The 18,621-nt window shown below is 64.6% G+C and carries 10 protein-coding genes and 1 pseudogene; 7 read left to right on the top strand and 4 right to left on the bottom strand.

Annotated features, from left to right (window positions below; genetic code table 11):
- Positions 1 to 131 precede the first annotated feature (131 nt).
- Positions 132 to 1,148 carry a heat-inducible transcriptional repressor HrcA gene (gene hrcA / locus QCE63_RS03420; protein WP_309830542.1) on the bottom strand — a complete coding sequence of 339 codons (1,017 nt, stop codon included), beginning with the start codon at positions 1,146 to 1,148 and terminating at the stop codon, positions 132 to 134.
- Positions 1,149 to 1,397: 249 nt separating this feature from the next.
- Here hrcA and QCE63_RS03415 point away from each other — a divergent pair, with 249 nt between their 5' ends.
- Positions 1,398 to 2,294 (top strand): NAD kinase, encoded by an 897-nt coding sequence (locus QCE63_RS03415; RefSeq protein WP_309830539.1) that lies wholly within the window; start codon positions 1,398 to 1,400, stop codon positions 2,292 to 2,294.
- Between the two features lie 34 nt (positions 2,295 to 2,328).
- On the top strand, positions 2,329 to 3,984 hold the full coding sequence (gene recN / locus QCE63_RS03410; RefSeq protein ID WP_309830537.1) for a DNA repair protein RecN: 1,656 nt from the start codon (positions 2,329 to 2,331) through the stop codon (positions 3,982 to 3,984).
- A 43-nt stretch (positions 3,985 to 4,027) separates the two neighbouring features.
- Here recN and glnE read toward each other — a convergent pair.
- Positions 4,028 to 6,859 (bottom strand): annotated as a pseudogene (gene glnE / locus QCE63_RS03405) (bifunctional [glutamate--ammonia ligase]-adenylyl-L-tyrosine phosphorylase/[glutamate--ammonia-ligase] adenylyltransferase); the annotation flags it as partial.
- A 157-nt stretch (positions 6,860 to 7,016) separates the two neighbouring features.
- On the opposite strand from glnE, the gene QCE63_RS03400 reads away from it, so the two are divergent.
- The 4 genes from QCE63_RS03400 (at position 7,017) to aroG (ending at position 15,266) form a co-directional block, all read left to right on the top strand.
- Positions 7,017 to 11,342 (top strand): AsmA-like C-terminal region-containing protein, encoded by a 4,326-nt coding sequence (locus tag QCE63_RS03400; RefSeq protein ID WP_309830535.1) that lies wholly within the window; start codon positions 7,017 to 7,019, stop codon positions 11,340 to 11,342.
- 82 nt (positions 11,343 to 11,424) lie between these two features.
- Positions 11,425 to 12,255: a carbon-nitrogen hydrolase family protein gene (locus tag QCE63_RS03395; RefSeq protein ID WP_309830533.1), complete on the top strand. Its 831-nt coding sequence runs from the start codon at positions 11,425 to 11,427 to the stop codon at positions 12,253 to 12,255.
- A gap of 129 nt (positions 12,256 to 12,384) precedes the next feature.
- Positions 12,385 to 13,851, top strand: coding sequence for a metalloprotease TldD (gene tldD, locus QCE63_RS03390; protein ID WP_309830531.1), 1,467 nt, complete (start codon positions 12,385 to 12,387; stop codon positions 13,849 to 13,851).
- A gap of 341 nt (positions 13,852 to 14,192) precedes the next feature.
- Positions 14,193 to 15,266, top strand: coding sequence for a 3-deoxy-7-phosphoheptulonate synthase AroG (aroG, locus tag QCE63_RS03385; RefSeq protein ID WP_309830529.1), 1,074 nt, complete (start codon positions 14,193 to 14,195; stop codon positions 15,264 to 15,266).
- A gap of 51 nt (positions 15,267 to 15,317) precedes the next feature.
- Here aroG and QCE63_RS03380 read toward each other — a convergent pair whose 3' ends face one another.
- Both QCE63_RS03380 and QCE63_RS03375 read right to left on the bottom strand, forming a co-directional pair.
- Entirely contained in the window at positions 15,318 to 16,238 is a 921-nt protein-coding gene (locus QCE63_RS03380) for a hypothetical protein (RefSeq protein ID WP_309830527.1), read from the bottom strand.
- Between the two features lie 85 nt (positions 16,239 to 16,323).
- Positions 16,324 to 16,884, bottom strand: coding sequence for a cob(I)yrinic acid a,c-diamide adenosyltransferase (locus tag QCE63_RS03375; protein WP_309833666.1), 561 nt, complete (start codon positions 16,882 to 16,884; stop codon positions 16,324 to 16,326).
- Positions 16,885 to 17,159: 275 nt separating this feature from the next.
- Here QCE63_RS03375 and QCE63_RS03370 point away from each other — a divergent pair, with 275 nt between their 5' ends.
- The gene (locus tag QCE63_RS03370; protein ID WP_309830525.1) at positions 17,160 to 18,578 is read left to right on the top strand and encodes an FAD-linked oxidase C-terminal domain-containing protein; all 1,419 of its coding nucleotides are present in this window, start codon (positions 17,160 to 17,162) and stop codon (positions 18,576 to 18,578) included.
- The last annotated feature ends 43 nt before the right edge of the window (positions 18,579 to 18,621 follow it).

The following is an 18,621-nucleotide window of genomic DNA, read 5'->3' as shown; positions in this document are numbered from 1 at the left end:
GTGGAGGCGGGCCGGAAGCGGTGTCTAAAAGGTGAGGACCATTATAGCGGCGGGTTTTCGGCCACGACATTGGCCGAATGGCCGAGTGGCGCCGCCCGTCGACACCCGTCAAGATGAGTGCAACGAGGACGTCACTGGTGACTGAGCGACATCGAGAGGAGCCGCGCGGTGATATCCACGATCGGGATCACGCGGTTGTACGCCATGCGCGTCGGGCCAATCACGCCGAGCGTGCCCACGATTTTCCCGTTCACTTCATACGGCGCGGTGACCACGCTCATTTCTTCGATCGGCACGAGAGTCGACTCGCCGCCAATGAAGATCTGCACGCCCTGCGCGTGGCTGGACACATCAAGCAGTTGCAGCAGCGAGGTCTTCTGGTCGAACAGGTCGAAGAGCTTGCGCATGCGCGCCATGTCGGAGGAGAGGTCGGCCACTTCGAGCAGGTTGCGCTCGCCGGAAATGAGCACGGTGTCCATCGGGTCCGTCTCGGCGGTGCTCGCCACCACGGCCGCCTGCATCAGCGTGGCCATGTCACCGCGCAGCTGGTCGATTTCCTCGCGCAGGCGGCGGCGCACCTCGTCAAAGGACAGGCCCGCGAAATGCGCGTTGATGTAGTTGGAGGCTTCGGTGAGCTGGGACGGCGAGTAATCGCGCTGCGTCGCCATCATGCGATTCTGCACGTCGCCCTCAGGCGTCACGATGATGAGCAGAATGCGTTTGTCCGACAGCCGCATGAACTCGATCTGCTTGAACATGTGGCTGCGGCGCGGCGTCAGTACGACGCCCGCGAACGAAGACAGGCTGGACAGCACGCTCGCCGCGGCCGCGACGATCTTCTGCGGTTCCTCGCCCTGCAACCGGGTCTTCACCGCGGTTGTCATCGCTTCGTCTTGCGGCGCTTCCACAGTCAGCATCGTGTCGACGAACAGGCGGTAACCGCGCGGTGTGGGAATGCGTCCCGCAGAGGTATGCGGACTCGCCACGAGGCCCAGGTCCTCGAGGTCGGACATCACATTGCGAATTGTGGCGGGGCTCAACTCCAGGCCGGAGTGCCGTGATAACGTGCGCGAACCGACCGGCTGACCTTCGGCGATGTAGCGCTCGATCAGCGTCTTGAGGAGGGTTTGTGCACGTGGGTCTAGCATGGCCGGATTTTAGCTCAACGACGCGGGTGGCGGCGCGCCGCGGCTCATGGGTAGAGTTGGGGGTGGTGTTGGCGTTCCACGATTGTCACGTTGCATCGCGTTGCATCGCATTCTTCGCCCGCTCCATTCTAGCGAGAAACAATGGGCGTGCCCGCGTCAGCTTCGCCCAGGCTCGTGGGAGCGCTTGCGAGCGCTCACGGCGCGGGCCCCACGGTTCTTTTCGCTCACTGACTATGGTGTAATGCCGGCATGGAAATCGGTCAATTCAAGACGGTCGCCCTCGTCGGGCGCCCCAATACGCCGGGCATCGAGCCGCCGCTGAGAGCGCTTGCCGACGTCCTCGCGCAGCAAGGCTTCGAAGTCGTGTTCGAGGCGGGCACCGCGAAGGAGGTCGGCGTGACCGAATTCCCGGCGCTCTCCATCGCCGAGATGGGCGCCCGCGCGGACGTCGCCATCGTGCTCGGCGGCGACGGCACGATGCTCGGCATCGGCCGGCAGCTCGCGCCGTACCGGACGCCGCTCATCGGCGTGAATCACGGGCGCCTCGGCTTCATCACGGACATCCCGCTCAAGGAAATGGGCGAGATCATTCCGCAAATGCTCGCCGGGCAGTTCGAGCGCGAGGAACGCACGCTGCTCGAAGCGCGCATCGTGCGAAACGACAAGCCCATCTATCACGCGCTCGCCTTCAATGACGTGGTGGTGAACCGCAGCGGCTTCTCCGGCATGGCCGAGTTGCGCGTCTCGGTGGACGGGCACTTCATGTACAACCAGCGTTCGGACGGCCTGATCGTCGCCACGCCTACCGGCTCGACCGCCTACGCGCTGTCGTCGGCGGGACCGATCCTGCATCCGCAGCTGCAAGGCTTCGTGCTCGTGCCGATCGCGCCGCATTCGCTGTCGAACCGGCCGATCGTGCTGCCCGACGACTCCAAGGTCACCATTCAGATCATCGGTGGACGAGACGTGAACGTGAACTTCGACATGCAGTCCTTCACCGCCGTCGAGCTGAACGACGCGATCGAGGTCCGCCGTTCGAAGCACACGGTGCCGGTGCTGCATCCGGTCGGCTACAGCACCTACGCGACGCTGCGCAAGAAGCTGCACTGGAACGAGCATCCGTCGCAGGACACCTCCACTCTCTGATCCGATTCGCCAGACTCTCTTCCGCGAAGCATCCATGCTCCGACACCTCTCCATTCGAGACTTCGTCATCGTCGCCGCGCTCGACATCGAGTTCGACTCTGGCTTCACGGTCTTTTCGGGCGAAACCGGCGCCGGCAAATCCATCCTGATCGATGCCCTCGCGCTCACGCTCGGCGCGCGCGGCGACGCGGGCGTCGTGCGCACCGGCCAGGCGCGCGCCGACATCACCGCCGAATTCACTGCGCATGCGCTGGTCGTTACCTGGCTGGAGGAGCACGCGCTCGGCGAAACGGGGGCTGACACAGTCATGTTGCGGCGGGTGATCGATTTGAACGGCCGCTCGCGCGCGTTCATCAACGGCACGCCCGCGACGCTCGCGCAGCTGCGCGAAGTGGGCGAAATGCTGGTCGATATCCACGGCCAGCACGCGCATCAATTGCTGATGCGTCCCGACGCGCAGCGCGAACTCTTCGACACCCACGCGCAGTTGCTGGACACGGCCGGCGCGGTGAATCGCGCGTGGCGCGCCTGGCGCGACGCGCAGCAGGCGCTGGAGAGCGCGCAAAGCCGCGATCGCGAACTGCAACTGGAACGCGAGCGCCTCGCATGGCAACTGAGTGAATTCGACAAGCTCGCGCCGCAGCCGGGCGAATGGGAAGAAGTGAGCGCGGAGCAGCACCGGCTGTCGCATTCGGCGAGTCTCATCGACGGCGTGCAGGGTGCACTCGGCGCGCTGTCCGAGTCCGACGAAGCGATGATCTCGCAGCTCGGCGCAATTACGTCGAAGCTGCGCGGCCTCGCGGATATCGATCCGGCGCTGAACGACGTGCTCGCGTCGCTCGAACCGGCCGAGATCCAGTTGCAGGAGGCGGCTTACTCGCTGTCGCATTACGCGCAGCGGCTCGAACTCGATCCCGAGCGGCTGGCGCAAGTGGACCGGCGCATGGATCAGTTGCACTCCACCGCGCGCAACTTCCGTCTTCAGCCCGAGAACCTGCCCGAGGAGCATGAAGCACGCCGCCGCCAGCTTGCCGACCTCGACGCCGCGGGCGACCTCGACGCGCTCGTCGCCGTCGCCGAGAAGGCGCACGGCGTCTATCTCGAACAGGCGAAGGGGTTGTCGAAGGCGCGCACGAAGGCGGCGAAGAACCTATCGAAAGCGGTCACCGAGGGCATGCAGGAACTGTCGATGGCAGGCGGCAGCTTCGAGGTGGCGCTCATCCCGCTCGCGGAAGGCGGCGCCAACGGCCTGGAGCAAATCGAGTTTCGCGTCGCGGGTCATGCGGGCGTCGCGCTCAGGCCGCTCGCGAAGGTCGCGTCGGGCGGCGAACTGGCGCGTATCAGCCTCGCTTTGGCTGTCATCGCCAGCACCGCGAGCCCGACGCCGACCCTCATCTTCGACGAAGTGGATACCGGCATCGGCGGCGGCGTGGCGGAAGTGGTCGGGCGTCTGCTGCATCAACTCGGACAGCATCGTCAGGTGCTGTGCGTCACGCACCTGCCGCAAGTCGCGGCGCGCGGCGACCAGCATTTCCAGGTGGCCAAGGCCGCCGACGACGCGGGCGGCACCGTCAGCATGGTCACGCCGCTGGACAAGCCGAAGCGCATCGAGGAAGTGGCGCGCATGCTCGGTGGTCTGGAAATCACCGCGACCACGCGCAAGCATGCGAAGGAAATGCTCGCGGCCTGAGCGAACGGCGCGGCTCTGAAGCCGCGCCGTTCAGAATGCTGACTCAGGAGGCCACGGCAAACACCCGCTCCCACAACGCCGTCACCGCCTCGCGCTCGCCCTGCACTTCGTCTGGCGCCACGCGCGCCTTTTCCATGCCGTCGAGCCGCATCCGGTGCTGCAGCTTGCGATAGTGCCGGTAGATGGCGCCAATCGCGTCCGCTTCGTCAGCCGAAATCAGACCGCTCTGCGCGGCAATCCTGAGCAGGGAAATATTGCCCGCGTTGCGCACGAACTCGCGATGCTCGCGCGCATGCAGCAACACCCAGTACTGCACGACGAACTCGATATCCACCATGCCGCCGCGATCGTGCTTCAGGTCGAACAGCGCGCTCCGGTTCGGATGCCCGTCGGCGACGCGCTGACGCATCGACGCAATCTCCCGCGCCAGCGCCGCCGCATCGCGCTCCGTCACCATCACGTCCGCACGGATCGCTTCGAACTGCGCGCCGATGCCCGCATCGCCCGCGCTGAAGCGCGCGCGCGACAGCGCCTGATGCTCCCACACCCACGCCGTGTTGGCGGCGTCGCCCTCGCGGATCTGATAGCGGCGGAAGGTATCCAGGTCGGTCACCAGCAAGCCGGACTCGCCGTTCGGACGCAGCCGCAGATCGACATCGAACAGCGTACCCGCGCCGGTCGCCGACGTGAGCCAGGTGATCAGGCGGCGGGTGAACATCGCGTAGATCTCGGACGCGGCGTCATGCGGATCGTCGTACAGGAAGATGAGATCCAGGTCCGACGCATAGCCCAGTTCCTTGCCGCCCAGCTTGCCGTAGGCGATAACCGAAAACAGCGGTGTCTCGCGGTGCCGCTTCGGAAACTGCTGCCAGACGGTCTGCACGGTGACATCGAGTACGGCGTCGGCCAGCTCGGACAGACGGTCGCTCACGTGCTCCACCGTCAGACGCCCCGCGAGATCGATCAGCAGGATGCGGAACACTTCGGCCTGATGCGCGTGGCGCAGCAGATCCATCTGATGCTCGGCGTCCTCGGCGGACTGCAGCCGGGACGTCAGCGAGCGCTTGAACTGCGTCCAGTCGAACGGGCTTGCAATGGCCTCGTCGTCGAGCAACTCGTCGAGCAACTGCGGATGGCGGATCAGATAGCCCGCCGCCCAGCGCGAACCCGACAGCACCGAGAGCACACGCGCCAATGCCGCCGGATACTCGGTCAGCAAGGCCAGATAGGCGCCGCGCCGGCCAATACCTTCGAGCAAGTCGAACAGGCGGGCGATCGTATCGGCGCGACGGGCCGCATCGATCGACTGTACGGCTTCGAGCGCCCGCTGCGCGACGATGTCGAAACGCTCGCGGCTCTGCGGCGGCAGGCTGGCGTAGCGGGTCGAATTCCACACGGCGGTCAGGCGCGACAGCACCGGCGCCGGGTCCGCGAAACCCAGTTCGACGAGCCGCGCGGCCAGTTCTTCCTGCGCGGAATCGTCGGCGAGGGCGCTGCTCCAGATCCACGACGCCGCCGAATCGTCCGACACGCCGCAGCCGCCCTGGCCGCTCACCTTGTCGGCGAAAATCGCGTCGAATTGCTGTTCGACGAACTCGCGATGCGCGTCGAGGTTGTCCATCAACGCAGCGTAATCCGCGAAGCCGAGCGAGACCGCGAGACGCGCGCGTTCTTCGTCGTCGACGGGCATCGCGTGCGTTTGCGCGTCGTTGCGATATTGCAGCCGATGCTCGACCGTGCGCAGAAAGAGATACGCGTCCGACAACGCCTCGCACACGGCCGGCGCGAGCAGCCCGTGCGCCTCGGCGCGTTCGAGCACGGCGAGCGTCGGCCGAATGCGGAAATCCACGGCCTGCCCGCCGCGAATCAACTGGAACACCTGCGCACTGAATTCGATCTCGCGGATGCCGCCGCGCCCGAGCTTGATGTCGTCGGCCTTGTCGGGACGCATCGAGGCGCGGCGCCGCGCTTCCTGACGGATCTGCTGATGCAGCGCGCGGATCGCCGCAATGACGCCGTAGTCGAGATAGCGCCTGTAGATGAACGGCGTCGCGATGGCTTCGAGCTGCCTGACGAGGCGCTGCCCCGATTCGCTTTGCGTCTCCGAGACGAGCCGTCCCTTGATCCATGCATAGCGTTCCCACTCGCGGCCCTGCACGTAGAAATATTCCTCGAGCATGCCGAGACTGCACACGAGCGGCCCGGAGTCGCCGTTCGGACGCAGCCGCATGTCCACGCGGAACACGTAGCCGTCTTCGGTGATTTCCGCGAGCGCGCCGATCAGCCGCCGGCCGAGCCGTGTGAAGAATTCCTGGGTCGTGAGCGCGGCGCGCGTGCCGCCGGCCGTTTCGCCGTCTTCCTCGTAGACGAAGATCAAATCGATGTCCGACGACGCATTCAGTTCGCGCCCGCCGAGCTTGCCCATGCCGACCACGCCGAGCGTCAGCCGTTCGCCTTCCGGTCCGCGCGGCTCGCCGAACAACGCTTCGAGATCCGCCGAAAGCACGGCGAGCGCGCGTTGCACGGTCACTTCGGCGAGATCGGTCATGGCGCCGGTGACTTCGGCGACATCCGCCGCGCCTGCGAGATCGCGTTCCATCACCGTGCAGAACACTTCTGTCCTCAAACGCCGCAGCGCGGTCTTGAGCGCGGCTTCGTCGAGCGGGCCGCGTGCGGCGCGCGGTGCGCAGTGCGCATCGAGCCGTGCTTCGATCCATTGCCGCGTGACGGGCGCCTGCCGCCACTCCGCCACGCTGGACGCCAGTTCGGGACGCGCCGCATAGGCACGCGCTGCATAGTTGGAATAATCGGAACTGAGGAGAGTGGCGTCGGTCATGAAAGGTTGGGTTCGCTCATTGCTTCTGCTCTTTACTTCCTGAAATGTCCCGGACCCCGTGCACTGCCGTCCGAGTCTTGCCGGGCGCGGCTCTGCGCGCTTTCACGAGCGCACGGAGGGCGGCGGTCAACGCCATGCCCGTGTTACATTTCAGCGTCAAACACGCAAAACTACCATATCGCCGATTAGCCGCAGCATGTCCGACAGCAGACGATCCGTCGACCCGACCGAAGTTGGACAAGCCCAGCCCAGCGGCAACGCCGAGCGCGTGCTTTCGCGCGTCTTCAGAATCGTTCTGGTCATCGCGGCGGTCCTCTATTTCGCGGTGGCGGCCCTCTACATCGGCTTGCGTTACATCGTGCTGCCGCAGGTCGATTCGTTCCGGCCGCGCATCGAGCAGATGGTCTCGTCGAAGATTCATGCGCAGTTGCATATCGGGCGGATTTCCGCGCGCTGGTCGGGCCTCTCGCCGATACTCGACATCGACAATCTGCGCATCGACGCCGCCGACGGTTCGCCCGGACTCGCCGTGCCGCACGCCAGCGCGAGCATCGCGTGGAGTTCGCTGGTGCGGCTGCGGCCCAAGCTCGCCGACCTGATCGTCGACGGGCCGGACGTGATCATCGCGCGCAATCCGGACGGCGCGCTGAGCATCGCCGGCGTGCCGCTTCCCACGCATCGCACCGGTTCGAACGCATTCACGACCTGGTTGCTCGGCCAGGACCGCATTCTCCTGCGCGACGGCACGCTGCGCTGGCGCGACGCGCAGCGCGCGGCGCCCGAGATCGCGTTCAAGCGCCTGCAATTCGTGATCCTCAACCAGGGCACGCGCCATCGCGCCGCGCTCCGGGCGCCCGCCGACGGCGACGTGCTGCACGGGCCGCTCGACCTGCGCGCCGACTTCCGCCATCAGCCGTTCTCCGCGATGGGCGCGCCCGCGAACTGGACCGGCCGGCTGTACGCCTCCACCGGGCCGGTCGACCTGCCGATGCTCGCGCGCTACGTGAAACTGCCGTTCCAGATGTTCGGCGGTCAGATCAACAACGAGATCTGGCTCAACTTCGCGGGCGGTCAATTGCAGAACGCGACCGGCGAACTGACCGGCTCGAACATCGGCTTGCGCGTGCACCCCACACAGCCGCGCCTCGACCTGCCGATCGCGCGCTTCGGCTGGACGGTCGACAAGAACGACACCGCCTACACGCTCGAACTGCGCAACCTGCACGCCGAACTGGGCCAGTTGCCGCTCGACGACGGCACGCCGGTATCGCGCCTGCTGGTGTCGCGTCTGCTCACGGCCACGTACCGGCCGCCGAGCGTCGGCAAGGGACAACTGTTGCGGCTGACGGGCGATACCGTCGACATCGGCATCCTGGCGGAATTCGTGCGCGCGCTGCCGGTGCCGGCGAAGGTCCTCAACGAGCTGGTGCGCTTCAATCCGCGCGGCCAGGTGTCCAACTACACGATCTACACGGAACGGACCGCGCCGAAGACCGAAGAGGAAGCGGCCCAGCAGCACAAGAAGGGCGATGCCCCGCTGCTGCACTACGCCTTCAAGGGCGATCTCCAGGGACTGAGCGTGCAGGCCCAGGAACCGCCGCCGGGTCTCACGGTGAACAACCATCCGCGCGCGGGCATTCCGGGCGTCGAGAACCTGTGGGGCGCGGTCGACGCCAACGAGAAGGAAGGCCGCATCACGCTCGACACGAAGAACGCGGCGATCATCATTCCCGGCGCGTTCGACGACCCGCGCCTCACCTTCGATACGTTGCAGGGCAAGGTGAACTGGAGCGTCGCCGATGCGATTGCGCCCGGCGAGCAGCGTCGCGCATTCAAGATCCATGTCGATACGCTGCGCATCCGCAACGCCGACGCCGAGGCCGAAGCCACCGCCGACTATTGGAACCAGGGGCACGGTCGCGGCAACCTGGATTTGAAGGCGAAGGTCGCGCATCTGAAGGTCACGCGCCTGGTGCGCTATCTGCCGACCAGCCTGAACGAGCGCGTGCGCGTGTATCTCGGCCACGCGCTGCAGGCGGGCACCGCGAAGAACGGCACGATCGAAGTGCATGGCGACCTCACGCGCTTCCCGTACGCCAAGTTTCCGAATGATGGCGTGTTCAGGATCAACGCGCCGTTTACCGGCGGCAAGTTCGACCCCACGCCGTTCCCGCCGCGCACGATGGCCAACGGCCTGCCGAACTTCTGGCCGGCGTTCGAGGGCATCGACGGCACCTTTACGCTCGCGCAGAACAAGCTCGGCTTCGACATCAACCGCGGCCATTACCGTGGCGTGAAGGTGTCGAAGGTGGTCGGGCGGATCGACGACACCGGCAATCGCGAGACCAAATTGTGGATCGACGGGAAAGCGCGCGGCCCGCTCGCCGACATGCTGCAATACGTGGACGACAGCTCGCTCGGCCTGATGGCGAAGCACCGCACGCGCAACATCGCGGCTAAGGGCGACGCACTGCTCGACCTGACGCTCGGCATTCCGCGCTATCGGCCGCCCGCGCCGCAGCCGCCGCTCAAGACCGACTACAAGGGCTCGCTCACCTTCGCCGACAACGAAGTGGCCTACGGCAAACTGCCGCCGCTCACGCATCTGCGCGGCCGCGCCGACTTCGGCGCGAAGACCGTCACGCTCGATGGACTGACCGCGCAACTGCTCGGCGGCGACGTGCGCGCGAAAGGCGGCGTTCAGCCGGACGGCAGTTATGCGATCGACGTCAACGGCCGCCTCGGCGCGGACGCGGCGGAACGGCTGAACACGCACATCAGCCCACAGGTGGTGCAGTTCATGAAGCGCATCAACGGCACCGCGCCCTACGAGATGCACGTGCGCGGCACGAAGAACGCGCTGCCGAACGTGCAGGCGAGTTCGGATCTCACGGGCCTCTCGATCAATCTGCCCGCGCCGTTCGGCAAGGCGCAAGGCACGCCGATGCCGTTCTCGTTCAGCTTCGGGCCCGCGCCGGGCGGTCCGTCCGACCTGCACGACGCCGAACTCACCCTCGGGCCGGTGCGCGCGCACTACGTGCTGCAGCAGATCGGCCGCGCACAGGTGAAGATCGATCCGCAGAACGCCGCCGAACCGATGAACATGCGCGCGCAGCTGAAGGTGGCGCGCGGCGCGATCGCGGTGAACAAGCCCGCGGATCTGCCGGCCGAGGGCGTGAGCGCCGTCGTGGATCTCGACGAACTCGACGCCGATGCGTGGCGCAAGACCTTCGCGGAAATCAGCGCGGCGACGCCGGTCACCACTGTCGCCGCCAATGCGGAACCCGACGCGCCGCGTCCGCCGTTGAGCGAGAACGTGCGGCAGTTCATCCCGACGCGCGCCGCCATCCACTTCACGACGCTCAAGCTGCTCGACCGGAAATGGGAGAACGTCGCGATCGGCGCGAGCGAGACGGATCGCAAGTGGCAGGCAAACGTGGCGTCGAATCAGGTGTCGGGCTATCTCGCCTGGACGCCCGGCCCGACCCGTGCGAGCCCCGGCACCTTGCAGGCGCGCTTCGCCAAGGTCGTGATTCCGGAGAAAACCGAGAACGATCTCGTCGGCCGGGTGATCCGCAAGCCGCCGCGCAACATGCCGACGATCGATCTCATCGTCAACGAACTGGTGTTTCGCGGTCACAACCTCGGGCGGCTTGAGGTGGATGCACACAACGAAGTCGCCGTCGACGAACCGATCTGGATGCTGGACAAGCTCGAACTCGACAACCCGGACGCCACGCTCACCGCCCGCGCGACCTGGCGCACGCTGCCGGGCGCCGTGACGCGCTACGCACAGGCCCCGCAGCCCGACACCCTGCCCTACGACACCGATGACGGTATCCCGCGCCGCACGTCGCTCGACTTCCGTCTCGATGTCAGGAACGGCGGCCAGTTGATCGACCGCTTTGGCGCGCCGCACGTGGTGAATGCGGGCAACGGCACCGTGTCCGGCGAGGCGGCCTGGAACGGCGGCCCGACCACGCCCGACCCGGACACGCTCGAAGGCAAGCTCGCCGTGGAGCTGCATCACGGCCAGATCCTGCGGGCGCCGGGCGCGGCGAAGTGGCTCGGCATCTTCAGTCTGCGCAGCCTCGCAAACCTGCTGACGCTGCATTTCGACGACGTCGTCGGCAAGGGGCTGCCGTTCGAGAAGATCACGGGCAACGCGCACATCGCCGACGGCATCGGCCGCACGGACGACTTCCTGATGGTCACGTCGCCCGCGCGCGTGCAGATGCAAGGTCTGGTCGATCTGCCGAAGCAGACGCAAGACCTGCATGTGAAGGTGATCCCCACGGTCGGCGCGGGCGTCGCCGCGATTCCCGCCGCGGTCATCAACCCGCTGCTGGGCCTCGGCGTGCTGGCGGCGGATATCGCGCTGTCGGCGTCGATCCGCAAGGCCTTTGCCGTCGACTACGCCATCACCGGTTCCTGGACCAAACCGGTCGTCCAGCGACTCAAGAGCGATCAGGGTAAGATCGAAACACCGGCGGCCGCCGTTGCGCCGAGCGCCGTCCAGTGAGAAAACGGACGTGCGCCCGTCACGGCGGCTCTGAAATCGTCCCTTCAACTCGTCCCTTTTTTTTCATCAGCGCACCCAGGACATGAGCGAAACATCGAGCGAAGGCGCGGCCCCGTTCCAGGTCGCCGCGCTGCAGATGGTCAGCACGCCGGACCGCGAGCGCAACCTGGCCGCCGCCGGACAACTCATCGCAGAAGCCGCCCGCCGCGGCGCGCAACTGGTTCTCCTGCCCGAATATTTCTGCTTCATGGGCTTCAAGGACACCGACAAGCTCGCCATCCGCGAGCAGCCCGGCAGCGGTCCCATCCAGCAGTTTCTGGCTGACTCGGCGCGCGAGCATCGCGTGTGGATCATCGGCGGGACGCTGCCGCTGCAATCGCCGGAAGCGGAGCGCGTGCTCAATACGACGCTCGTCTTCGATCCGCACGGCAAGCAGGTCGCGCGCTACGACAAGATTCATCTGTTCAATTTCGAAAAGGGCGAGGAATCGTTCGACGAAGCGCGCACCATCTGTCCCGGCAGCGACGTGCGCACGTTCGAGGCGCCGTTCGGACGCGTCGGTTTGTCGGTGTGCTACGACCTGCGCTTTCCGGAGCTGTACCGCCAGCTCGGCGACTGCGCGCTGATGGTCGTACCGTCGGCCTTCACGTGGACCACCGGCAAGGCGCACTGGGAAACGCTGCTGAAGGCGCGCGCCGTCGAGAACCAGTGCTACGTGCTGGCCGCGGCGCAGGGCGGCACGCACGAGAACGGCCGCCGCACCTGGGGTCACAGCATGCTGATCGACCCGTGGGGCGAGATCATCGACGTGCAGGATGAGGGGCCGGGTGTCGTGCTCGGCGGCATCGATGCGCAGCGCATCGCCGCCGTGCGGCAGAGTCTGCCGGCGTATCGGCACCGTGTGCTCTCGTAGAAGACTTGAAGATGCGGGATTCTCCCCGCACATGAACTGACAGAATCAGACCGTAGAATAGTCTTGGATTCGTCTGAATTATCACCGAACGCGTTGCAATCGACGCAACAGGCACCGAACAGGCACCGCATGAACATCATCGAACCCGGCATTCGCAACCTGGTCACGGCAAAAGACGTTTTGCTCACGCCGTACGGCCTTGACGAAGGGCTGATCACCCGCACGCTCGCGGAAATCTTCGAGCATCGCATCGATTACGCCGACCTCTATTTCCAGTCCACGCGCAGCGAAGCGTGGAGCCTGGAGGAAGGCATCGTCAAATCCGGCAGTTTCAGCATCGATCAGGGGGTCGGCGTGCGCGCCGTCTCCGGCGAACGCACCGCCTTCGCCTACTCCGACGATCTCTCGGCCGACTCCATCCGCCAGGCGGCCATCGCGACCCGCGCGATCGCGAAAGCCGGCGGCGGCAAGCACAAAATCAAGTCGGCCAGTTCACTGACGGGCGTCTCCGGCCGCGATCTCTACCTGCCCGCCGACCCGCTGCACTCGCTCGAGGCACATGCCAAGGTCAAGCTGCTGGAGCGCGTCGAGCAGATGGCGCGCAGCAAGGACCCGCGCATCACGCAGGTAATGGCGGGCATGGCCGGCGAATACGATGTCGTGCTGATCGCGCGCAGCGACGGCGCGCTCGCCGCCGACGTGCGTCCGCTGGTGCGCGTCTCGGTGACGGTGATCGCCGAACAGAACGGCCGTCGCGAGATCGGCACGGGCGGCGGCGGCGGACGCTTTGACTACGGCTATTTCACGGACGCCGTGCTGCAGAAATACGTCGATGACGCCGTGCATGCCGCGCTCGTGAATCTCGAAGCGCGCCCCGCGCCGGCCGGCGCGATGACCGTCGTGCTCGGGCCGGGCTGGCCGGGCGTGCTGCTCCACGAGGCCATCGGCCACGGCCTGGAAGGCGACTTCAACCGCAAGGGCTCGTCGGCATTTGCGGGACGCATCGGCGAACAGGTCGCGGCGAAGGGCGTCACCGTGGTCGACGACGGCACGCTGCCGAACCGGCGCGGCTCGCTCAACATCGACGACGAAGGCAATCCGACCCAGTGCACGACGCTGATCGAGGACGGCATGCTCAAGGGCTACATCCAGGACTCGCTCAACGCGCGCCTGATGAAGATGCCCGTGACCGGCAACGCGCGCCGCGAATCCTACGCTGCGCTGCCGATGCCGCGCATGACCAACACCTACATGCTCAACGGCGACAAGGATCCGCAGGAGATCATCGCGTCCGTGAAGAACGGCCTGTACGCGGTGAATTTCGGCGGCGGCCAGGTCGACATCACCAACGGCAAGTTCGTGTTCTCGGCCTCCGAGGCGTACATGATCGAGAACGGCAAGGTCACGTATCCGGTGAAGGGCGCGACGCTGATCGGCAGCGGCCCGGAGTCACTCAAGTACGTGACGATGATCGGCAACGACATGTCGCTCGACAGCGGCGTCGGCGTGTGCGGCAAGGAAGGCCAGAGCGTGCCGGTGGGCGTCGGCCAGCCGACGCTGCGCATCGAAAAGATGACCGTGGGCGGCACCGTCTGATTATGCGAAGAACATGCGGGATTTCCGCGTCGCTTAAGCTCGGAACATACATTCCGACTGAAAACGATGCGGATTTTCCGCGTTCTTCGCTGCGCAGGCTTGCCAGCTTCGCGTCCCAGAGGTTATAAACGCAGACACCACTTTTTCACCCGTACTGATTCCGCCATGTCCGCCAAGTTTTATTTTTATTTCTTTTGGCATCTCAACCCGCTGGCGGATCGAGAGGGGTGATTACCGGTTGAAGAAACCAAATTCCCGAAAAACCGCCAGCGAGTCTGGCGGTTTTTTTTCGCCTTGCCGCCCTGCCGAATATCGCTGGACCTGCCTGTTGGAGAAATGAAATGCCCCCGCACAATACCGATGACGTCCGCATCCGTGAATTGAAAGAGCTGACCCCGCCCGCGCATCTGATTCGCGAATTCCCCTGCGCCGAACCGGTTTCCGAACTCATCTACAACGCGCGGCAGTCGATGCACCGCATTCTCCACGGCATGGATGACCGGTTGATCGTCATCATCGGGCCGTGCTCCATTCATGATCCGAAGGCGGCGATCGAATACGCCGGACGCCTGATCGAGCAGCGCAAGCGCTTCGCGGGCGAGCTGGAAATCGTCATGCGCGTGTATTTCGAGAAACCGCGCACGACGGTGGGCTGGAAGGGGCTCATCAACGACCCGTACATGGACAACAGCTTCAAGATCAACGACGGCCTGCGCGCCGCGCGCGAGCTGCTGATGCACATCAACGAACTCGGGCTGCCCGCCGGCACGGAGTACCTCGACATGATCAGCCCGCAGTACATCGCGGACCTGATTTCCTGGGGCGCGATCGGCGCGCGGACCACGGAGTCGCAAGTGCATCGCGAGCTGGCTTCGGGGCTGTCCTGCCCGGTCGGCTTCAAGAACGGCACGGACGGCAATGTGAAGATCGCCGTCGATGCGATCAAGGCGGCGTCGCAGCCGCACCATTTCCTGTCGGTGACGAAGGGCGGTCATTCGGCGATCGTCTCCACTGCCGGCAACGAGGACTGCCACATCATCCTGCGCGGCGGCAAGACGCCGAACTACGACGCGGCGAGCGTCGATGCCGCGTGCAGCGACATCGGCCGAGCGGGTCTGGCAGCGCGTCTGATGATCGATGCGAGCCACGCAAACAGTTCGAAGAAGCATGAGAACCAGATTCCGGTGTGCGCGGACATCGGGCGTCAGCTGGCTGCGGGCGATGAGCGGATTGTCGGCGTGATGGTCGAGTCGCATCTGGTCGCCGGACGGCAGGACCTGAAGGAAGGCTGCGAGCTGACTTATGGGCAGAGCGTCACTGATGCGTGCATCGGGTGGGACGAGAGCGTCGGGGTGCTTGAGGGGCTGGCGGAGTCGGTCAAGCTGCGGCGGGTGGCGCGAGGCGGGGGGAATTAAGGAGTGAGCGCGGGCCGACGTCATGAGAATTGAGTGGCGTCGGCCCCGTACTTATTCCAATTCTGTGCCGCAGGTGAGGCAGCGTTGCCAATCCCAACTAACCACGTTTCCTTTGCATTCTGCTGCAGGGCAAGCCTTCCATTCAATCTTTTGATGTTGACCGCACACAAAGCACCAGATCGCATCTGACCTCGCCTGATTTATGGAAAGCATTGCAGTTCTCGGTTCGCACCCGTCATTTCTGAGATACGGGTTGTACGCGCAGTCGGGGCAGATAAGATTGCTACTATCCTTCTCGAAACCAAAAAACCTTTTGGAATCGGATGGAGACAAAATATCGCGAACTACAATAAACTCAGCAACGAGTCGTGCGCTCGCATATGTTTCGGCATACATCTTCGAAAGAGGAGAATTCTCCAGATAACGTTGGCGCACCTTTACCCAATTCTTTTCCCTTCCTAGCGCATGATTGATCAGCAAAACATGTCCTAATATCTCCGACGCGTGTATCGATAGACGTCGATCTACTCCATGCACAATCGCGTTTCTTGTCTTCCTTGTGATCTCAAATTTACTCACGAAATCCGGACTCAGCGGATCGGCTCTAACACTACCATGTACTTTTAAGAGGTCTTGCGCGTCGATAGACCGAAAATCCGAAAAAGGAGTTGGACTTGAAACGCTTGTTTTAGGCCAGTCCCTAGGATGAGCAACAAGTAGAAGAAAAGGGCTCACCTCCGCAATTCGCCCCTTTAACAGAAACTCACTGCCTTGATGCGCGATCGATAAAGCCGTGAAAAGCTGTGTTCGAGCAGCCTTCCAATATTCTTGATTTAAGGAATCTACTTCGACGTCAGTGTATCTCACAATATCTAGGTCACAGAACAACGAGATGGCCGTATCCCAAGCCAGATTCAATAGTTGAATTCCAATTTCCTCGAAGTCTTCGAGAGTCGGTATTTCAGTGATCATTCTGGATTACTATCGGACCAGTTTTCAGTGAGAGAGCGATTAGACAAGCTTGTCTATCCGTTAAAGCGCGGCACGCGCCCATGGCTCATCGATCTTTCTTCAAATGGCTCCACAACACATCCGTCCCCCCATCGACGCGATTCAACACCCTCGCCAGCACGAACATCAAATCCGACAACCGGTTCACATATCGCCTCGGCGCCTCATTCACACCCGCGCTGTCCACCCGCCCCAACGCCACGATCGTCCGTTCCGCCCGCCTGCACACCGTCCGCGCGACATGCGCCACCGCCGCCGCCCGCGATCCGCCCGGCAGAATGAATTCCTTCAACGGCGGCAGCGTCGCGTTGTACTCGGCGAGCCATTCATCGAGTTGCGCCAGATGCGACTCCTCTATCATCGAATGCCCCGGAATGGACAACTCACCGCCGAGATCGAACAAATGGTTCTGGATCCGTGTCAGCGCATCGCGCACGTCGGTGGGCATCGGCTCGCACAGGAGGACGCCGAGCGTCGAATTCAGTTCATCGACGTCGCCGATCGCCGCAATGCGTGCATCGTCCTTCGACACGCGGCGTCCATCGCCCAGACCGGTGGTGCCGTCGTCGCCGGTGCGCGTCGCAATCTTGCTCAATCGATGTCCCATCATCTGCTCCCGAAGTCCCCAGAAAAACTGCCGGCCCATTATAGGCACGCACGAACCCGCCTCCAGACCCCCATCCCGCCCCGTCGAGCCGCGCCCCAAAAGCGTAAAATGAAGCAAACAGAGCGCGTGGCCGCACACGAAAAGCCCGGCCATCCGCGCCGAGCCCTACCGGCCGCAACGGACCGTCGAGCAAAAAACGCAACGTCCGTACCCAGCGCGCCGGAGCCATACCGAACCCACCGCACATCACATCGCGCCGCCCGGAGACCCCGCCCGTGAACCATCCCAACGAACCTCACGTCTTCCACAAGCGTCCCTTCCCCGCCGCGCTCCTCGAAGCCCTGCAACAGCAATTCGCCGAGCGCGTCTCCATCGCCCAGGCCGTGCGCGAACATCACGGCCGCGACGAATCGCCGTTCGACCCGCAACTCCCCGACGCCGTCGTCTTCGCGCGCACCACCGAAGAAGTGCAAGCCATCGTCAGACTGTGCGCGCAGCACGACGTACCGGTGATTCCCTACGGCAACGGCTCTTCGCTCGAAGGCCATCTGCTCGCGGTCCAGGGCGGGGTCACGATCGACCTGTCCGAGATGAACCAGGTCGTCTCCATCAACGCCGAAGATCTCACCGTCACAGTCCAGCCGGGCATCTCGCGCAAGCAGCTGAACGAAGCGCTGCGCGACACCGGCCTGTTCTTCCCGATCGACCCGGGCGCGGACGCCAGCATCGGCGGGATGACCGCGACGCGGGCCTCCGGCACCAACGCCGTCCGCTACGGCACGATGCGCGAAAACGTCCTCGGCCTGACGGTCGTCACCGCGGACGGCCGCGTCGTCAAGACCGGCACGCGCGCCCGCAAATCGTCTGCGGGATACGACCTCACGCGTCTTTTCGTCGGCTCGGAAGGCACGCTTGGCGTCATCACCGAAATCACCGTGCGGCTCTACCCGCAACCCGAAGCCATCTCGGCCGCCGTGTGCGCGTTTCCGTCGATCGGCAATGCCGTGCGCGCGGTCATCGAAACCATCCAGATGGGCGTGCCGATCGCGCGCGTCGAGTTCGTTGACACGCTCGCCGTGCGCGCCATCAACCGTCACTCGAACCTGACCCTGCGCGAAGCCCCGATGCTGTTCTTCGAGTTCCACGGCACCGAATCCGGCGTGCAGGAACAGGCGCGCACCGTGCAGGACATCGTCGCGGAGCACGACGGCGAAGACTTCGAATGGGCGACTCGCCCCGAAGACCGCAGCCGGCTCTGGAACGCCCGTCACAGCGCCTACTTCGCGATGCTGCAACTCAAGCCCGGCTGCCGCGCCGTGACCACCGACGTCTGCGTGCCGATCTCCCGTCTTGCCGAATGCGTCGACGAAACCGAACAGGACCTGATCGCCTCGACCTTGCCGTGCCCGATCGTCGGCCACGTTGGCGACGGCAACTTCCACGTCGCGATGCTGCTCGACCCGGACAAGCCCGAGGAACTGGAGGAAGCGGAGCGCATCAACCACCGGATCGTCGGCCGGGCGCTGAAGATGGGCGGCACCTGCACCGGCGAGCACGGCGTCGGGCTGCACAAGATGGGCTTCATGGTGGAGGAACATGGCGCGGACGCCATCGGCGTGATGCGTGCGATCAAACATGCGCTCGATCCCAAAAACCTGATGAATCCGGGGAAAATCTTCGCTTTCGAAGGCTGACGAAGTCGCGCAAGATGCAAGGATGACCTGGGCGCACGCAAAA

The organism is Caballeronia sp. LZ065, from assembly GCF_031450975.1.
GTDB lineage: Bacteria > Pseudomonadota > Gammaproteobacteria > Burkholderiales > Burkholderiaceae > Caballeronia.
Note: the sequence above shows the minus strand (reverse complement) of the source record. Positions and strands in the feature narration are given on the sequence as shown.

Bases quoted from the DNA above. Each gene is read 5' to 3' on its own strand.
- hrcA (WP_309830542.1), bottom strand. From the start codon at position 1,148: ATGCTAGACCCACGTGCACAAACCCTCCTCAAGACGCTGATCGAGCGC.
- QCE63_RS03415 (WP_309830539.1), top strand. From the start codon at position 1,398: ATGGAAATCGGTCAATTCAAGACGGTCGCCCTCGTCGGGCGCCCCAAT.
- recN (WP_309830537.1), top strand. From the start codon at position 2,329: ATGCTCCGACACCTCTCCATTCGAGACTTCGTCATCGTCGCCGCGCTC.
- QCE63_RS03400 (WP_309830535.1), top strand. From the start codon at position 7,017: ATGTCCGACAGCAGACGATCCGTCGACCCGACCGAAGTTGGACAAGCC.
- QCE63_RS03395 (WP_309830533.1), top strand. From the start codon at position 11,425: ATGAGCGAAACATCGAGCGAAGGCGCGGCCCCGTTCCAGGTCGCCGCG.
- tldD (WP_309830531.1), top strand. From the start codon at position 12,385: ATGAACATCATCGAACCCGGCATTCGCAACCTGGTCACGGCAAAAGAC.
- aroG (WP_309830529.1), top strand. From the start codon at position 14,193: ATGCCCCCGCACAATACCGATGACGTCCGCATCCGTGAATTGAAAGAG.
- QCE63_RS03380 (WP_309830527.1), bottom strand. From the start codon at position 16,238: ATGATCACTGAAATACCGACTCTCGAAGACTTCGAGGAAATTGGAATT.
- QCE63_RS03375 (WP_309833666.1), bottom strand. From the start codon at position 16,884: ATGGGACATCGATTGAGCAAGATTGCGACGCGCACCGGCGACGACGGC.